The following is an 18789-nucleotide window of genomic DNA, read 5'->3' as shown; positions in this document are numbered from 1 at the left end:
AATGGTTCAAACGATGTGCCAGAAGTGAAATTTCAAACAAAAAGGTAAAGGTGAGCAAGGTTGTAGGTTATGTATAATAGACTTAATGGCGGTATTTTTTCGTTTCTTGATTCTGTAACACATTTCTTAATATTAATATGTATTGGCTAATTGATACATTTAAAGTGATACGGATTTCATCTTAAGATTATATAACAACGAATTATCAAATAATGTAGTGAAAAATTTAACGCCAATACTTTATAAAAATATTGGCGCTTGACTAAAAACCGTTAAGTATTTTTGATAGTTAATTGTCTTGCATGATGAAGCTTTTTATAACTTTCAATAAGTCTTAAGTGCTTATCTAAGCCTTCTAACTTCATACTTGTTGGCGTTAAACCTGGAAATTTAAGCTCACCAAATACTGTGCCAACCACTTGCTCCATGGCGGCTTCACCAAACATTTTATTAAAGTTACCTATAAAGTGTTCAAGCTCCATCTCTTCATCTAAGGTCACTTCAAGAACGGCATGAACTGCTTGATAAAATAAGCCGCGCTCTACTGTATTGTCGTTATATTGTAAAAACTCTCCCACTAATTCTATTGCATCTTCTAACGCACCTAGCGCTAAATAAATAAGAATTTTTAGCTCAAGAATCGTTAATTGGCCCCATACCGTATTTTCATCAAACTCAATACCGATTAAAGTGCGAATATCAATGTAATTGTCTTGCTGACTATCTTCTAATCGTTCAACTAAGCTCACTAGAGCATCTTCATTTAATTTATGGAGATTTAAAATATCTTCACGATATTCAAGCGCTTTATTCGTATTATCCCAAATAAGATCTTCAACAGGGTAAACTTCTGAATAATCTGGTACCAGAATACGACAAACTGACGCGCCTAACTGGGTAAGCTCAGCAATATACACTTCTTTATTTAGAGTGTTAAGAATGTCCATTAAACGGCTATTTTCTTCTTCATTACTACCAGAAAAATCCCATTCACAAAACTCATAATCGTGGTTACTACTAAAGAAACGCCAAGAAATAACACCTGTCGAGTCTATAAAGTGCTCAACAAAATTTTCAGGCTCAGTAACAGCTAAACTATTGAATGTTGGTTTAGGTACGTCATTGAGTCCTTCAAAACTTCTCCCTTGAAGTAATTCTGTTAAACTGCGCTCAAGTGCTACCTCAAAACTTGGGTGAGCCCCGAAAGAAGCAAATACTCCTCCAGTTTTAGGGTTCATTAGCGTGACACACATTACAGGGAATTGACCACCTAACGAGGCATCTTTAACAACAACAGGAAAGCCTTGTTCTTCTAGTCCTTTAATACCTGCCAAAATATTGGGGTATTTTGCAATAACTTGCTCAGGTACATCAGGTAACACAATTTCTTGTTCAATAATTTGTCGCTTTACAGCTCGTTCAAAAATTTCTGATAAACATTGTACTTTTGCTTCAGGTAAATTGTTACCTGCACTCATCCCATTGCTTAGAAATAAGTTTTCAATAAGGTTTGATGGAAAGTAAACCGTTTCACCATCTGATTGTCGAACATAAGGAATAGAACAAATTCCACGCTCTGCCAAACCAGAATTAGTATCGATAAGGTTTGAGCCACGTAACTCATTATCAGGATTGTAAATCGCTAGGCAATAGTCATCTAAAAGTCCACTCGGTAATTCATCGTCCTCTTCAAGCGTAAACCACTTCTCATTTGGATAATGAACAAAATCGCTATTAGCTATTTCTTCACCTAAAAATTGATCATTGTAAAAAAAGTTACAGTTTAAACGTTCTATAAATTCGCCTAAAGCCGAACAAAGCGCACTTTCTTTAGTGGCTCCTTTACCATTGGTAAAACACATAGGTGAAGCGGCATCACGAATATGTAAAGACCACACATTAGGCACAATGTTTCGCCATGATGAAATTTCAATTTTCATTCCTAAATCTGAAAGCATTGTGGTCATATCAGCAATCGTTTGTTCAAGAGGTAAATCTTTACCTAATATATAGGTATTCGCTTCACCTTCTGGTTGAACCATCAACATTGCTTGTGCGTCTTCTTCTAGACTATCCACAATCCCTACTTTAAATTCAGGACCGGTTTGTACAACTTTTTTAACGGTACAGCGATCAATAGAACGAATGATGCCTTTGCGATCTTTTTCTGAAATAGTTTCTGGTAATTCAACTTGTATTTGAAAAATTTGGTTATAACGATCCTCTGGATCGACAATGTTATTTTGTGACAATCTAATATTTTCAGTAGGAATATCTCTAGATGAGCAATAAACTTTAACAAAATATGCAGCACATAAGGCTGAAGACGCTAAAAAATAATCAAAAGGACCCGGTGCAGAACCATCGCCTTTGTAACGTATAGGTTGATCTGCGATGACAGTGAAATCATCAAACTTAGCTTCAAGTCTGAGGTTGTCGAGAAAGTTAACTTTGATTTCCATTGATTAGATTCCGTAAAAAGTGCTGAGGCGAATATTATCTCACCTTTGCCATTAAAATAGAAAGAAGTGTCACACAACTTAGTGATTTATTTTTAATAGGTTATTGACGCCAAGGTCACAATTTAAAATGTTAGCAACCAAACAATACATCTTCTTTATGAGTTAGCCACAAATCATATTTTGACATAACTTTAGTGAACATAGGGCTTTGTAAATAACACTTAAGCCATAGTTGTAAATTCGGATAATCAGCATTTAAAAACCATTGTCGTTCTACTTTGGCAAACTGACGGATAAAAGGTAATAAGGCAATATCTGCCAAGCTTTCCTTATCTGAAAATAAAAATGTATGTTGTGTTAAGCGCTCTTCTAATAGATTTATATAGTATTGGCAGTCTTGACGACATTGCTCGACATTATTTTCTCGATAGCGTTTTGCACATTTATACTTGTTTAAGCACGCTTTAAATTGGGTATCAAATAACTCAATTAACGCCAACATACTTAGTAAGTTGGCATCATCCTCTTGATGTAATAAATCTTGAGGATCCGTGTTTTTAAGTGCCCACAACATAATGTCTAAACTTTCATCAATAACAACGTCAGGATTAACCACTAACACAGGAACTGTAGCTTTAGGGGATGCGACTATCATTTCATTAGGTTTATCCGACAAAACTATATCTCTTAGTAAAACAGGCTGTTTTGCTTTAAAAATGGCAATTCTGGCACGCATGGCATAAGGACAATTTCTTAAGGAATAAAGAATAGGTAAGGTATTGTTTTCACTCATTATCGATTATTTTCCCAAAGTAATAATAAATTTACCGCTAAATGACTCACTTTAACGGTATTCAATGACTAAATATATGGGTAAAATCCCCCCTTTAAAGTTTAATCGCCAAATAAAGGCTAAAGTTGTAACCATGAGTCCTAAAATTGAATTATTAGCCCCCGGTGGCGATGTTGATGCAATAAAAGCTGCAATAATAGCAGGTGCTGATGCTGTCTATTGTGGATTAGACACTTTTAACGCACGAAACCGTGCTGCTAATATCTCATTTGACGAACTCGTCGGTATTATTCGGCTGGCTCATCACTACCAATGCCAAATATTTTTAACGCTAAACATTGTTATTTTAGAGCATGAGTTTAAGTCTTTAGCAAAACTATTAAGCAAGCTTGTTAACACCACACTCGATGGTGTTATTGTTCAAGACTTAGGATTACTTTACATTCTCAAAAAACACTTTCCAACATTAGATATTCATGCATCAACGCAGTTAACCACACATAATGTCGGACAAATTCCATTTTTAAAACGCTTAGGGGCTTCTCGAGTTAACTTATCAAGAGAGTTAAATTTAAGAGAGATCACTACGATCAACACGGTTGCAAATGAGCACAATGTACTAACTGAAGTATTTGTTCATGGCTCATTATGTGTGGCTTTTTCGGGACTATGTTATTCCACCTCTGCCAGTGTTGGTAATTCAGGAAACCGAGGACGTTGCAGCCAAGCATGTCGTGAAGAATATGAAACGACCCCGTCAGGTAATAACTTTCCTTTAAATATTAAAGATAATTCAGCATTTTTTGATCTGCCTGCCCTTATTGATGCTGGTGTACATTCTTTTAAAGTTGAAGGTCGAATTAAAGGAGCAAGTTATGTTCATACGGTTATCGACAGCTTCAGAAAACAAATTGATGGATTTATTGAAACTGGTGAGCTGCTAGAAGATGGCGAACGACTTTATAAAGTGTTTAACCGTGATTTTTCGAATGCCTTTTTACGTGGCGATTTAAATCAATCAATGTTTATTGAAAACCCACGTGATAATTCCACTCATCGTGCAATCGATAAAAGCAATGCGATATCCGTGGTACAAATCCACGAGGTTGAAGAAAATCTCAGTACTGAAAAAAATGAAATTCAAGCCAGTGTGCAAGATAAAATTCAACATTTGAGCATCGAAAAACCTACATTGTCCTTGGTATTTACAGGCGAAATTGGCAAACCATTAACAGTGACTATAACTACGGTCGACTTTTCAGCAGGAAAAACCACTAAACAAACAAAGCAACATAGCATTTCTTCGACTAAAAATTTAATTTCAAGCGATAGCAACCGTCTCGATAAAGCCGTAATTGAAAAGCGTTTCAAAAGCTTTAACAACGCAGAATTTAACTTAACTGAGCTAACTATTAATGGCATTGCCGAAAGCGCCAGTATTCCTTTTAGTGAATTAACCTTACTCAAAAATAAGGTTTCAGCACTGCTTAATAACGACCAAGCAGTATTACCAGAGGTACAATTACCGAAGTTAGCCCGTCATCACCATAATTTAGACCACCAAGCCAAGCTCTCTATTTTAATATGCGATGAAGCTGACGTTAAACTTTCCCAACTAACCCATGCTGATATCTACTTTAAACTTCCCGATGCTTATAAACGCGGTTGCACAAAGTACGTTAGCTTTTTCAATGAAAACCCAAAACTAATCCCTTGGTTTCCTTCAGTTTTAATCGGAAAAGATTATGATGTTGCCCTTAATATTTTAGAGCAAGTAAAGCCTAAACTTATTGTAACTAATAATACTGGTATAGCTAACAGAGCATACGAACTAGGCATAAAATGGATTGCAGGACCATTTTTAAATACCACAAACTCTTATGCTTTACTTGCCATGAAAGAGGCATTTAATTGTGATGGTGCTTTTATCTCTAATGAGATAAACCACTTACAAATGAAGAGTATTGCGCGCCCTGAAAACTTTAAATTATTTTATAGTATTTACCACCCCATTCTTTTAATGACTAGCAGACAATGCTTCTTTCAACAAAGTGTAGGATGTGAAAAACCTCGTATAGATAATGGCTGTATGCTGTCTTGTGATAAATCAACCAGCATTACTAACCTTAAAGGTGTTTCGTTTGCTATTGATAAACAAAAAGCTGGTTACCCCAGCATTTATAATAAAGATCAATTTTTAAACATGGAGGTAATTAACGATCTTAATAAACTTTATGATGGCTTTATGATTGATTTAACTAATATAGGCGCTGGCGATCGAACATCCCCCGATAAAGCAACATTAATAGAGCAATTTGAGCAGTTATTAACTAACAGTAATTCAAATAAAGAAAGTTCAATAAACGCGCAACAAGTACTAAATGACTTAGTGCCTGACTCAACCAATGTTCAATACCATAATGGTTTGTAATCCTTTATTTAATTAAGAGTCTAACTATACTAAATAATATGCGAACATTATTTGTCATTTTATTTTTAATGTCGGTTACTAGCTCCGCCTCTTTGTCTAAAGAGGCGGAAGTTAATGTGCTCACCGAAGATTTATACCCCATTCAATATAAAGAGAATGGACTAATAACTGGCCCTTCGACCAAGTTTGTTGAGGAGGTCTTACAAACAGCAAATTTAAGCTATTCGATAAAAATGCAACCTTGGGCGAGAATCTATAACACTGCACTACATCAACCCAACATTGTGATTTACTCAATGGCAAAAACTGAACAACGTGCGCCATTGTTTCACTGGTTTAGTTTATTGATTGCCTTAGACTTTTCATTATATAAATTAAAAACAAGTCCTATAGATCCTACTTCACCTGATTTTTCACTCAGTAATTTAAAAATTAGCGTCTTAAGAGATTCAGCGGCCCATCATCATTTGAACTCGTTAGGAGTAAAAAATTTAGAGCTTGTTTCTAAAAGTGAACAAAATATTAAAAAATTATTAAATGGTCGCGTTGACGTTATTTCGGCAGTCGATAACTTATTTTATGAAAACTGTCATGAGGTAAAATTAAGCTGTAATCAAATAGAACCCTTTTATCAGTTATCAGACCTTTCAACGGAGCTTTATTTTGCACTTAGTAAACTATCCGATCCACAAACAGTACGAAAAATAACGACGGCTTATCAAGCAGTGTTAGAGCGCAAAAAAAGAGAATAACAACTGAGACACTATTTAATTAACATATCCTTTTCTCGGTTATATGCAGGAATAAAAATAGCAAATCCGGTACCAATTAACGCAGACAGCGCGGCAAAGTTAAAAGCAGTCTGCGCCCCTGCGCCATCTAACCATAATAAACCAGCGACATAGGCACCAATCGCACCACCAATCCCATAGACACCACCAATATAAAGTGCTTGCCCTCTACTTTGTTGATTAATGTCAAAATGTCTACCAATAAAAGCGATTGAAGCACTGTGATATAAGCCAAAGCTTGCAGCATGCATTATCTGGCTCAACATCAATAAGCCCAAATTTTCACCAAAACTTGCTAACAATTGCCAACGTATCGCGGTAATAAACAAACTAAAAATAAGTAACGACTTTATGGTAAAAGACTTAAATAGCTGTCCTGCAAAAATAAAAATTAAAATCTCAGCAACAACAGCTAAGCCGATTAATAAACCAACAACAAAACCAGAGTAAGAAAGATCACGTAAAAACAGCGCAAAAAAACTGTAATAAGGCCCGAAACTAATTTGTAACATTAATCCAGCGATAAAGAAGATAATAAACGAATAATTCACCAGTTTATTAGTGATCGACGAAGTGGCAGTTATATGTGATAAATGAATTTTAGGCTGCTTTAAGGTTAATGTTGACACAAACAAAGCGATTAAAGCGGCAAGACCTAAATAAGTAAAAGCATTATGGCTGAATCGCTCAATAAAATCGCCAGCTAATACGGCAATAAAAATAAAGCCAAGGCTTCCCCATAAGCGTATTCGAGCATAAATTTTAGGGCTACGTCGAATTGAATTAAGAGTCATTACTTCTAACTGAGGCAATATAGCTGTCCAAAATAAGCTAAAAACAGCTAAACAAAACGTCACAGGCCAGTAGCCTTTAAACCAAAACAACAGGGTAAAAAAAGCGACGGCAAGTAAAGCTCCTAGCCGAATAATTGACAACTGCCGACCGGTTTTATCAGCTAAAATAGCCCATAATGATGGGCCAATTATTTTACTGGCAGTAACAATGGCAAGAATTTCGCCGATTTCAATCGATGAGAAGCCTTCTCCGTCAAGAAAAACGCCCATGTAAGGAACGACTAACCCAAGGATACTAAAATAAAAAAAGTAGCTTGAAGAAAGCCGTGTAAATAATGACAATTTTTAACCTTTAAATAGGTAACACAGTGCTACTGGGTAATCACTGGCGTTATGCATTCAACATCAGCATTTTGCGCGCGGTGACGTAAAAAGTGATCCATTAATGTTAGTGCCATCATAGCTTCAGCAATCGGCACAGCGCGAATACCTACGCAAGGATCATGTCGTCCTTTGGTAATAATGTCTGTAGCTTCACCTTGAAGGTCGACAGTTTTTCCACTAACGCCAATGCTAGAGGTTGGTTTCAACGCTAAATGAGCAACAATCGCTTGTCCTGAAGAGATTCCACCTAAGATTCCCCCCGCATGATTACTATCAAAGCCTGTTGGTGTTAGTTCATCACGGTGCTCTGAGCCTTTTTGATTAACGACAGCAAAGCCATCACCAATTTCAACACCTTTAACAGCATTTATTCCCATTAAACCATGAGCAATTTCAGCATCTAGTCGATCAAATATGGGTTCACCTAAGCCTACAGGCACATTGCTAGCGACAACCGACACTTTAGCTCCAATAGAGTCTTTTTCTCGAATAATACCGCGCAGTAACTCATCTAGTTGCTCAAGTTTAGTTGAGTCGGCAAAGAAAAAAGGATTTTCTTCAACTTTTTTCCAGTTCAATGTCGATAAATCAACATTTTGTGCTGAAACATCGCCAATTTGAGTGACACAACCTTGAATTGTCATGCCAAACTTTTGAAATAAATATTTTTTAGCGACTGCCCCTGCTGCGACACGCATGGCTGTTTCACGGGCAGATGAGCGCCCGCCGCCACGGTAATCACGTAACCCGTATTTTTGCCAATAGGTGTAGTCGGCATGACCAGGACGGAAGCTTTGCGCAATATTGCCATAATCTTTAGAGCGTTGATCGGTATTTTCTATCATCAACCCGATTGGGGTACCTGTCGTTTTTCCTTCAAATACACCTGACATTATTTTAACTTGATCAGGTTCTCGCCTTGCTGTTGTGTATCTAGAAGTTCCTGGACGACGACGATCTAAATCAATTTGTAAATCAGCTTCACAAAGCTCTATTCCAGGCGGGCAACCATCAATAATAGCACCTAAACCTAAACCATGACTTTCACCAAATGAAGTCACTGTGAATAATTTACCAAATGTATTACCGGACATTGTAATGTTTACCTTTAGCTAAAATTGATGAATAACTTTATAATAATTGTTTAATCAAGCAGTTGTTGTTGAAAAACTGATGAAAATTCCTCTAGTTGTGCTTTGCTCAGTACAAAGACCCCGTGACCACCGAATTCAAAGTCAATCCAAGTAAAAGGCACTTGAGGATAGACAGCTTCTACATGAACTTGAGAATTACCTACTTCACAAATAAGCAGTCCATTATCATTTAAATGCTGTGAACTTTGCGCGAGTATTTTTCTCACAATATCTAGTCCATCTTCACCACTACCAAGCCCCATTTCAGGCTCATGTGTATATTCAACAGGAAGAGCATCAACATCTTCTTGATCAACATAAGGAGGATTAGTCACTATTAAATCATAAGTGAAGTCTTTAACCCCACCAAAAACGTCAGATTGAATTGGAATAACTTGTTCACAAAGTCCATGATTTTCGATGTTAATTTGTGCAACATTGAGTGCATCAGTACTTAAATCAACTGCGTCTACTTCCGCTTCTGGAAACGCTACCGCGCAAGCAATAGCAATGCAACCACTGCCCGTGCATAAATCAAGAATTCGTTTTGGCGATTGATTCTCGCTAATAAAAGGAGAAAAGCGTTTATTAATTAACTCGGCAATTGGTGAGCGCGGCACTAACACGCGTTCATCGACATAAAAAGGTAAATTAGCAAAATACGCTTGATTAGTAATATATGCTGCTGGGATCCCTTCATTAATACGTTGTTCAATTAATGATAAAATATACTGTTTTTCCTCATCAACCAATCGATAAGGCAATACCTGTTCACTCATACTCGCAGGCAAGCTAATAGCGAACATAACTAGTGTAATGGCTTCATCCCATGCGTTATCACTACCATGACCAAAGAACAGATCAGCTTGATTAAATTGACTACTGGCAAAACGAATAAAATCGCCAATGGTAAACAATTCATGCTGAATTGATATAGCCTTATTAATGTTCACACTTTTTTCCTCTAAAAACTTATTTCCGCGTACAGCTAACAAGTGCTAAACTTCGCAGATGAAACTAAAAGATCAACTTACCGCTGAAGAAAAATCGCTATTTAAAGCTGCTGCCGGTAAGGTAAAGCCTATGGTGCAGGACACCATACACGCAGTAAATAGAAGCATCAAGCAGAAACCTAAAACCGCAAAAGAAAAAAAGGCTAAACAACTAGCCGAGTTTCACTTTTCTGATGAGTTCGAACCAGATCTTAACATTCAAGGCCCAATGAAATATGTTAGACATGATGTTGATAGTTTCGAAGCTAAAAATTTACGTCGCGGTCAATATGCTCCTGATTTAATTCTTGATTTACACGGTTTAGACAAGCATCAAGCTAAACAAGAAATTGCTGCATTGTTATATGCTTGCCAAAAAGAGCATGCACAATGTGTTTGTATCGTTCACGGCATTGGTTCAAGGGTATTAAAAAATAAAGTCCCTCATTGGTTAGTACAACACCCAGATGTAATGGCATTTCATCAGGCACCTTTAGAATGGGGTGGTAATGGCGCACTGTTAGTATTGATAGAGTTAAAAGATAAATTTATGCAAAAATAGTTAGTTGCCATTTACTTTAACTACTAGCATAAATCTACAGGAGAAATTAAACGTACTAACTGCCCTTTCATAGCGTTACTGTCATAGTCTATTTCGGCGATCCCAGATGTTTGAAAAATAGGGGCTTGCTTATCAAAGGTCAAGGTTTCAACTAAATAACTCACCAAAGGCATATGGGTAACCATTAATAACGTTTGGCAATGAGTGGAGCCAATTACACCATCGATATAATCATGTACTTGAGATGCATCTCCAGAAGGAGTAATAAGTTCTGTAGTAGTAATTATGGGCTTACAATCAAGTTGAGACAATACTTCTGACGATGTTTGCTGCGCTCGAACATAAGGGCTAACCAAGGCTTGATCAATCGTAGTATTTAAGCCTTGTAACCATTTACCCATCAATTTTGCTTCTAGCTTACCTTGCTGAGTTAATGGTCGTTTTGCATCAGGAGATACTGTCATGCTTGCGTCGCCATGGCGCATAATAAAAAGTTGCATATATGTTCCGCCTATTAAAATACGCGGCTATAAGTAGTATTTGCGGCTATAGTAATAGAATATTAGTAAAGTTAAAACAATTGTTCAGACAAATTTCAATAAAACACATCTGAATAGCCAAAGTGTTAAATTGACTTGAGGATATCGTGTTCATAGCGTAGTTTAGTGTTATAACCATAAACAGTTGCTAACATTTTAATTTTCAAAGTAATTAGTGTCGTTAATTAACGTTATCAGCAGCGATTTAACTGTACACTTTTTAAAGGAAGCCAGTATTGCGTCAAAGTCCAAATGATCTAAAAACTTATCAAGCGATTACCTTAAGTAATGGTTTACGAGTATTACTCATTCAAAATAGTGACACGAATAAGTCAGCTGCAGCACTGGCAGTCAATGTTGGTCACTTCAACGATCCTGTTGAGCGACAGGGTTTAGCTCATTTTTTAGAACATATGCTATTTCTAGGCACACACAAGTACCCAAACGGCAGTGAATATCAAAAATTTATTAGTCAGCATGGCGGTACAAATAACGCGTGGACAGCAACTGAACACACTTGTTTCTTTTTTGATATTCAACAAAAGCACTTTTCAGCGGCGTTAGAGCGCTTTAGCCAATTTTTTATTGCACCGCTTTTATCTGAAGATTTTATTTACAAAGAGCGTCAAAATATTGATGCGGAGTTTAAATTAAAACTAAAAGATGATATTCGCCGACTTTACGACGTTCATAAAGACACGATTAATCCTGAACACCCGTTCTCTCAATTTTCTGTCGGTAATCTAGACACTTTGGCAGACAGAAAAGGCATCAGTATCAAAAATGAAGTACAACAGTTTTATAATGACTTTTATCGTGCTAATTATATGACCTTAGCACTTGAAGGCCCTCAGTCGATAGAAGAATTATCCAAACTTGCTAATCACTTATTTTCAAGTGTACCTTGTGCCGTCAAACCCTTGCCTAAGATCAACACTCCATTATATTTACCTGAGCATCAAGGTATTTACCTTAACGTTAAACCTGTTAATAATGATCACCAATTAATTATTAGCTTTGCCATGCCAAGTATTGATCAATATTACCGACATAAACCAGAAAGCGTTCTTGCTTATTTGCTAGGGCACGAAGGGGTTGGAAGTATTTTATCCTTATTAAAACATAAGCAATGGGCAATGGGGTTAACGGCTGGCTCTGGAATTAATGGCTCAAATTTTAAAGACTTTAATATTAGTATTTCATTAACAGAAGCTGGTGAAGCGCACATTGATGAAATTATTTCCATTGTATTTAGTTATATAGCTTTATTAAAAAGCAAACCTCTTCCTGAACATTATTATAAAGAAAAGCAATCGATTGCAGAGCTTTCATTTACTTACCACGAAAAAATGAAACCTATAGACTCTGTCAGTCAACTAGTGCTTAACATGCAACATTACCCAGTAGAGGATTATATTTTTGGTGATTATGTGATGGCGAATATGTGCCATGACACCATCGACAAATTATTAGGTTACTTAACGTGCCACAACATGCGTATTATTCATGTAAGCCAACATATTAATAATAATGTTAATTTAAATAGTGATAATAACAACTGTGCTCGAACATTTGATCAAACAAGCTTTTGGTATCAAGTCCCTTTTCATAATGAAAGAATAAACCCTGATAAACTTTCACAATGGCTGAACCCACCAGTTATAGATGAATTATTTTTACCACCAGCTAATCCGTATATCGTTGCTAACCCAAAGGTTTATGAGGATAGTGTTTCAGTTACACCTTCCCATTCCTCTTCTCACAATACTCCTAAGATAGTTGAGCAAACAAATGGCTTAACTATTTGGTATAAGCAAGATGCCACATTCAAGGTGCCCAAAGGCTATATTTATATTAGCATCGATGCGCCAAATTCAGTTAAAAACATAAAGACCATCGCTATGACTCGGCTATTGGTTGATTTATATAGCGATACTTTAATTGAAGAAAACTATGATGCCGAATTAGCTGGCATACATTATCATTTATACGCACATCAAGGAGGCATATCACTTCAGTTATCAGGTATTAGCGAGAAACAAGGAGATTTACTGACAAAGTTAATTAACACGCTAAAGGGGCACCAACTTGATAAAAACCATTTTTCCTTATTAAAACAGCACTTAATTACCCATTGGAAAAATGCCGACACTAGTAAATCTATTTCCCAATTGTTTTCTACACTCAGTTCAATGATGCAACCATTAAATCCAAGCAGTGATGAATTACAGCATGCACTTGATAGTGTTGATTTTGATGAATTTGTCGACTTTAGCTCTACACTTTTTAGTCAGATAAACATAGAAGTATTAATTCATGGCAACTGGATACAGCATCATGTCGAACAAATAACTCAAACAATTAAAGAAACCTTCTTAAACTTTTATAATGCAAAGTACAAAATTGACTTTCCTGTGTTAGATATATCAAATCTTGGTGAATTATGTGTACCTATTCGCTTACCAAAGCACGATCATGCTTGTGTGATTTATTATCCCCAAGCTAATAAGGAAACAATAACAATCGCTAAAGTGATGATAACAAGCCATTTATTGTCACCATTGTTCTTTCAAGAAATGAGAACAGAAAAGCAATACGGTTATTTAGTGGGTGTAGGGTATATGCCATTAAACCGTTATCCGGGGATTGCTTTTTATATTCAATCACCAAACACTCTACCCGAAAAGCTAATCGATTCTATCAACGAATTTATTAATACAAGCGTAGATAAAATAGCACGAATGACTCAAGAAGATTGGCAACATTTACAGCATGGTTTAGCTGGTCAATTACAAGAAAAAGACAGTAGTTTACGTATTAAAAGCCAACGGTTTTGGGCGGCATTGTGCAATGATGATGTTGAATTTAATCATAAAGAAAAGTTAGTTAATACGATAATGTCACTCACTTTAGAAGACATTAAAACATTTATAACAGAAATGTTAACCAGCCAATCAAGCCCAGATAGGTTATTGTTTATCTCACAAAGTGACGAAAACCAAACTCAGACAACGAATAAAAATCAAACAATCATTAATAATATCAATGATTTTACTAAAAATTGTCAAAGAAAGTTTTAAAATTGCCGATATAACGCTTAATGTACATAAGAAGAGTTGACTTAGTAATACGCTTCATTTTAAATAGAGCTCCCTAAGTTTATAATACTTAATAATTTTACTGGTTTTCCTTCTAACAAGGACATGTTTTGCTTTTATCTTTTTTTAATTTTTTTGCCTTTAAGTGCAAAAATAAATATTTTGTTAAAAAATATGGCTCAACAACTTTTTTAAAACTAGTTTTTACACTACTAATTTTTGCTCAAACTTCTGCTCATGCCTTATTACCCCTAGAAACATTTGAAGCTAGTCCCATAAAGTTTAACCACCTAACCACCGCCGATGGCTTATCTCAAAGCTATGTGTTTAGTATCGCTCAAGATAAACAAGGATTTATCTGGATTGCGACAGAAGATGGATTGGATCGGTATGATGGTAGTAAATTTGTTCATTATCGCCATGAATCTAATGATAAAAACTCGTTAGTTAATAACTTTGTTAGAAAAGTATACATTGATAATGAAAATATTATTTGGGTAGCTACAGAAAATGGCCTCAGTCGTTATAATCGAGAGCTAGATAATTTTGATAATTTTTATACTATAGAAGGAGATAAAAATTCATTAATTGACAATTTGATATGGAATATTTATCAGGACAACTCGAATAACATATGGATTTCTACTCAAAACGGTCTACATCAATATAGCCCAAAAGAAAATAACTTTATTAGAATTCGCATAAAAGGAATCGAAGATAAACTAAAAGAAATTAAAACAATATTTCAAGATCAAAATAACAATTACTGGATGGGAACTTATGATCAAGGGATATATATTCTCAATGAGAACTTATCTTATGCTATCCCCTTAAATGAAAAAAACAAATGGAATTTAAAGTTCTCAGCTAACGCCATGAACGATCTAAAGCTAATTGAAAATGATTACTGGTTAGCAACCGATAACGGGATTTTTATAGTTTCCTTAAATTATAAAATTAAGAAACACTTATCCAGAGATAATAATAAATCAATATTATCTAATAAAATTTCTGCTATAGAAAAAATTAATGATAAAGAAGTTTGGTTTACTAGTAATAACGGCTTAAATAGCATTAATTTACTCGATTTCTCAATTAAAAGTTATCAAAGCAGTTACCATTCCACCTCCCTTTCAGAAAACTGGCTAAATGACATATACAAAGATAAAACTGGAAAAATATGGATTGGTACTTATGGAAAAGGATTAATTATTTACGAGCCACTAAGCTCAGTTTTTCAACATACTTTCGATCCTAACATCAAAAACAACTTTATTGTTGAATCCTTCACCGAAGTAAAAGATTCTGTTTGGTTATCAACGGAAGCAGGAAAATTATTTAGCTATAATTCAAATAAATTAACAGAACACGAATTACCAAATAGCATCCAAGGTATTTCACAAATTTTAAATGATAATGACAATTATTTAATTTTAAGAAGTACTGATAATAAATTATATACATATAATTTAAAAGATAAGAAAATTACTGAAATAACTCAATGGAAAAATCATTCTCATCACCCTATAAACAACCTACTTATATTAATTGATAGAAACATCTGGTATATAAATCAAGCAGGTAATTTAGTTTGCTTTAATTTACTATCAAAATCATTTTCTTTATTTCCAATAAAGAATAATAGTCTAACTGCAATAGGTGTTGAAAAAGGCTCAACGGCGGCACCTATTCAAAGCCTTTGGCTTACCTCTAAACTAAATAATATTTTCCAATTTAGTATCGATGAAAGGAATTATACGGAATTTAAAATTGGTAACAGCATTAAAAATTCTGACTTAAAAGTTGCAAATATTGTTACATCACCTAATTGGTTATGGTTAGGTTCACATTCTCAAGGTATAACACTCATAAACAAAAAATCTAAACAAGTGACTGCATTTAATGAGAGTAATTATTTAAGTAATAATTTTATAGCAAGTATTCTTATTGATGATAATGAAAATGCTTGGCTTGCTACAAATAAAAGTATAAGTGTTATAGATCCTTCGAATAAAACAGTTAAAAACTTCAGTGATGATTATTCAATTACAAATAATGAATTCATAGCATTTTCATCTCTATCATCATCTAATAACACATTAACATTTGGTGGAACAAATGGCTTTTATCAGTTTGATCCTGACGAGGTAATTAATATAACTCAAAATATTAAAGAACCAGTATTTACGAATATTTTCATCGCAAACAAAAAAACCCTTGTGATAGACCCCCTAATTTCAAAAAAAAATAAATTTACATTAAACAAGCAAGTTAATTTCATAGATAAATTAACACTTGATTATAATCAATCACCTTTTAGTATCGAGTTTATTTCACCAAACTCAAAACTTCCTAATCAATTACAATACAGATATAGACTCTTAGGCTCTAATGATAAATGGATAGATGCAGATCCGAATTACTTACGTGCTACTTATACTAATTTAAGCGCTGGTGAATATACATTTGAGTTGCAAGTATATGACCAATATAATCCTGAAATCATCCAATCAAATAATCTTAATATCCAAATTATCCCCCCGTGGTGGTTAACTAAATCTGCGATTAGTATCTACAGTTTCATTATATTATCCTTTATGGCTTACCTGCTTCTACAAATACGTCATAAGCGTCAATTTTACTGGCAAATACAACAAAGTGAAGAGCGTTTGAAACTATCCTTATGGGGTAGTGGCGATGAAATGTGGGATTGGAATATCACTACGGGTAAAATATTTCGATCAAATATTTGGGGAATTTTAGAATTTCCACAAGACGGTACGCGTAATACCGCTGAAGATAAAACCAATTTACATCAACACGACATTAAACGGGTTAGACAAGCATTAGATGAACACTTTTTAGGTAAAACCGAGCATTTTGAATCAACTTATCGTGTAAAAGACAAAGATGAGCGTTGGATTTGGGTACTCGATCGCGGAAAAATTGTTGAGCGCAGCGCTAATAACAAACCTACCCGTATGACAGGAACCTTGAAAGATATTAGCCAAATAAAAAAGGCTGAGGAAAGACTAAAGCTATTTGCCAAGTGTATCGAAAATATATCTGATGCCGTTGTCATATACGATAGGCAATTTATCACTGTCGATATTAATAAATCTTTTCAACGTATTACCGGAAAAACTAAAGAGCAAATGCTCGGACAACCTTTAGTATTTAATCAATACCCCGATAGATTTTGCCAAAATGTAAAAACACATTTAATTAATAAAGGTACATGGCATGGCGAAATTGAAAGCTTAAGAGATAATGGAGAGCTTTATTTAACTGATCTCAATATTGATGGCATTAGAGATGGGAGCGGTAATATCTCTCACTTTGTTGGCGTATTTTCTGATATTACCCAACGTAAGGAAACAGAAAAAGAGCTGAGAACACTTGCGAACAGCGATACACTTACGGGATTACCTAATCGTTCGTTATTTCAAGCAAACCAGGGCAAGTTAGTAAAAAACAAAATTCCCCATGCATTACTTGTGTTTGATCTGGATAACTTTAAAAAGATTAACGATTCCCTTGGCCACCAAGTAGGCGATGTTCTCTTGTGTAAAGTGGCACAACGTATTTTAACAATTGGACGTCATCAAGATACCGTTTACCGTTTAGGTGGTGATGAATTTAGTATTATCATAGAAAATACGAATGACATTCATACAATAACAACCCTAGCTAAAACTATTCTCAAAACCATTGCCCTTCCGTTGAAATTAAGAAACCAAGAAATCGTACTTTATAGCAGTATTGGCATTGTGCTCTACCCTGAAGATGGAGCAACGCCACATGAACTGCTAAAAAATGCGGATACCGCAATGTACCATGCTAAAGATTTAGGCGGTAATAAATATCAATTCTTCAGTGAATCCATGAACAAACAAGCAGTAAAACGATTGCAAATTGAGAGCTTAATCAGGCATGGTTTAAAAGAGGATTTATTTTCGGTTTACTACCAGCCAAAAATTGAAATAGCAACGGGAAAAATTGCAGGAATGGAGGCCTTAGTTCGATTTGACACCCCAAAAAAAGGGGTGATCAGCCCTGTCGTATTTATTCCGATTGCTGAAGAAACTGGACAGATAATTGATATTGGCGAAATCGTTCTTCGAAAATCATGCTTTGCCACAAAACGCTGGGTAGATTCAGGTTTATTTGATGGCCGTATCGCCGTTAACTTATCAGCGGTACAGTTTACACAACCCAATCTCGTTGAAGTGATCGCCAGTATTTTAGATGAAAGTAAACTACCGGCAAAATACTTAGAGCTTGAGATTACAGAAGGAACTGTAATGGATTCGCCGCAACAAGCAATTGAAACTATGCTGAAAATTCGAGATATGGGTATTCATTTAGCGCTAGATGATTTTGGCACAGGTTATTCCTCACTCGCATATCTGAAAAAATTTCCACTAAACACATTGAAAATTGACAAAGCTTTTGTCGACGATATTGAGCATTCCGAGCAAGGCAGGAATATGGTAGCGACTATAATTACCATTGCTCATAACCTCGATATGCACGTTGTAGCTGAAGGAGTAGAAACCACGCAGCAGCTTAACTTCCTTTCTAATTTAAAATGCGAACAACTCCAAGGCTACCTTTATAGTAAACCTTTAAAAGACGTTGATTTTCAAAAATATTTACACGCCCATCAAATCACTCGTCTCTCAACGACCTTCGATAAAGTATAGCGACTACAAAGAGAACTTTAGCATTTTCTAATCAACTTTATTTTGTCATAAATTTGGCGGTATAGAGTTTCTCACTTTCATTTATAGCTACAAGTCCCATTCTC

11 protein-coding genes are annotated in these 18789 nt (G+C 35.3%); 5 read left to right on the top strand and 6 right to left on the bottom strand.

Features of this window, described 5'->3' with window-relative positions:
• Positions 1-272: 272 nt before the first annotated feature.
• Both AC27G3_RS14685 and AC27G3_RS14680 read right to left on the bottom strand, forming a co-directional pair.
• On the bottom strand, positions 273-2462 hold the full coding sequence (locus AC27G3_RS14685) for an OsmC domain/YcaO domain-containing protein (RefSeq protein WP_487122794.1): 2190 nt from the start codon (positions 2460-2462) through the stop codon (positions 273-275).
• A 130-nt stretch (positions 2463-2592) separates the two neighbouring features.
• Entirely contained in the window at positions 2593-3255 is a 663-nt protein-coding gene (locus tag AC27G3_RS14680; protein WP_487122793.1) for a glutathione S-transferase, read from the bottom strand.
• Between the two features lie 133 nt (positions 3256-3388).
• On the opposite strand from AC27G3_RS14680, the gene AC27G3_RS14675 reads away from it, so the two are divergent.
• Together AC27G3_RS14675 and AC27G3_RS14670 are read left to right on the top strand one after the other, a co-directional pair.
• On the top strand, positions 3389-5686 hold the full coding sequence (locus AC27G3_RS14675; protein WP_487122883.1) for a peptidase U32 family protein: 2298 nt from the start codon (positions 3389-3391) through the stop codon (positions 5684-5686).
• Between the two features lie 38 nt (positions 5687-5724).
• On the top strand, positions 5725-6438 hold the full coding sequence (locus AC27G3_RS14670; RefSeq protein WP_487122792.1) for a type 2 periplasmic-binding domain-containing protein: 714 nt from the start codon (positions 5725-5727) through the stop codon (positions 6436-6438).
• 11 nt (positions 6439-6449) lie between these two features.
• Here AC27G3_RS14670 and AC27G3_RS14665 read toward each other — a convergent pair whose 3' ends face one another.
• From AC27G3_RS14665 to prmB, 3 genes are read right to left on the bottom strand one after another with little or no spacing between them, the layout of a single operon-like run.
• Positions 6450-7613: an MFS transporter gene (locus AC27G3_RS14665; RefSeq protein ID WP_487122790.1), complete on the bottom strand. Its 1164-nt coding sequence runs from the start codon at positions 7611-7613 to the stop codon at positions 6450-6452.
• Positions 7614-7642: 29 nt separating this feature from the next.
• Positions 7643-8749: a chorismate synthase gene (aroC, locus tag AC27G3_RS14660; protein ID WP_487122788.1), complete on the bottom strand. Its 1107-nt coding sequence runs from the start codon at positions 8747-8749 to the stop codon at positions 7643-7645.
• Between the two features lie 50 nt (positions 8750-8799).
• On the bottom strand, positions 8800-9741 hold the full coding sequence (gene prmB / locus AC27G3_RS14655; RefSeq protein WP_487122786.1) for a 50S ribosomal protein L3 N(5)-glutamine methyltransferase: 942 nt from the start codon (positions 9739-9741) through the stop codon (positions 8800-8802).
• A gap of 58 nt (positions 9742-9799) precedes the next feature.
• Here prmB and smrB point away from each other — a divergent pair, with 58 nt between their 5' ends.
• Complete coding sequence (gene smrB / locus AC27G3_RS14650; RefSeq protein ID WP_487122784.1) at positions 9800-10342, top strand: endonuclease SmrB; 543 nt, start codon at positions 9800-9802, stop codon at positions 10340-10342.
• Between the two features lie 23 nt (positions 10343-10365).
• Here the strand turns inward: smrB and sixA are convergent, their stop codons facing one another.
• A complete protein-coding gene (gene sixA / locus AC27G3_RS14645) occupies positions 10366-10842 on the bottom strand; it encodes a phosphohistidine phosphatase SixA (RefSeq protein ID WP_487122783.1) in 477 nt (158 codons plus the stop codon).
• Between the two features lie 275 nt (positions 10843-11117).
• Here sixA and AC27G3_RS14640 point away from each other — a divergent pair, with 275 nt between their 5' ends.
• Positions 11118-13961: an insulinase family protein gene (locus AC27G3_RS14640; protein ID WP_487122781.1), complete on the top strand. Its 2844-nt coding sequence runs from the start codon at positions 11118-11120 to the stop codon at positions 13959-13961.
• A gap of 128 nt (positions 13962-14089) precedes the next feature.
• Positions 14090-18685 (top strand): EAL domain-containing protein, encoded by a 4596-nt coding sequence (locus tag AC27G3_RS14635; protein ID WP_487122779.1) that lies wholly within the window; start codon positions 14090-14092, stop codon positions 18683-18685.
• Positions 18686-18789 lie beyond the last annotated feature (104 nt).

Source organism: Colwellia sp. SU-HH01217 (genome assembly GCF_057543495.1).
Note: the sequence above shows the minus strand (reverse complement) of the source record. Positions and strands in the feature narration are given on the sequence as shown.

Bases quoted from the DNA above. Each gene is read 5' to 3' on its own strand.
- AC27G3_RS14685 (WP_487122794.1), bottom strand. From the start codon at position 2,462: ATGGAAATCAAAGTTAACTTTCTCGACAACCTCAGACTTGAAGCTAAG.
- AC27G3_RS14680 (WP_487122793.1), bottom strand. From the start codon at position 3,255: ATGAGTGAAAACAATACCTTACCTATTCTTTATTCCTTAAGAAATTGT.
- AC27G3_RS14675 (WP_487122883.1), top strand. From the start codon at position 3,389: ATGAGTCCTAAAATTGAATTATTAGCCCCCGGTGGCGATGTTGATGCA.
- AC27G3_RS14670 (WP_487122792.1), top strand. From the start codon at position 5,725: ATGCGAACATTATTTGTCATTTTATTTTTAATGTCGGTTACTAGCTCC.
- aroC (WP_487122788.1), bottom strand. From the start codon at position 8,749: ATGTCCGGTAATACATTTGGTAAATTATTCACAGTGACTTCATTTGGT.
- smrB (WP_487122784.1), top strand. From the start codon at position 9,800: ATGAAACTAAAAGATCAACTTACCGCTGAAGAAAAATCGCTATTTAAA.
- sixA (WP_487122783.1), bottom strand. From the start codon at position 10,842: ATGCAACTTTTTATTATGCGCCATGGCGACGCAAGCATGACAGTATCT.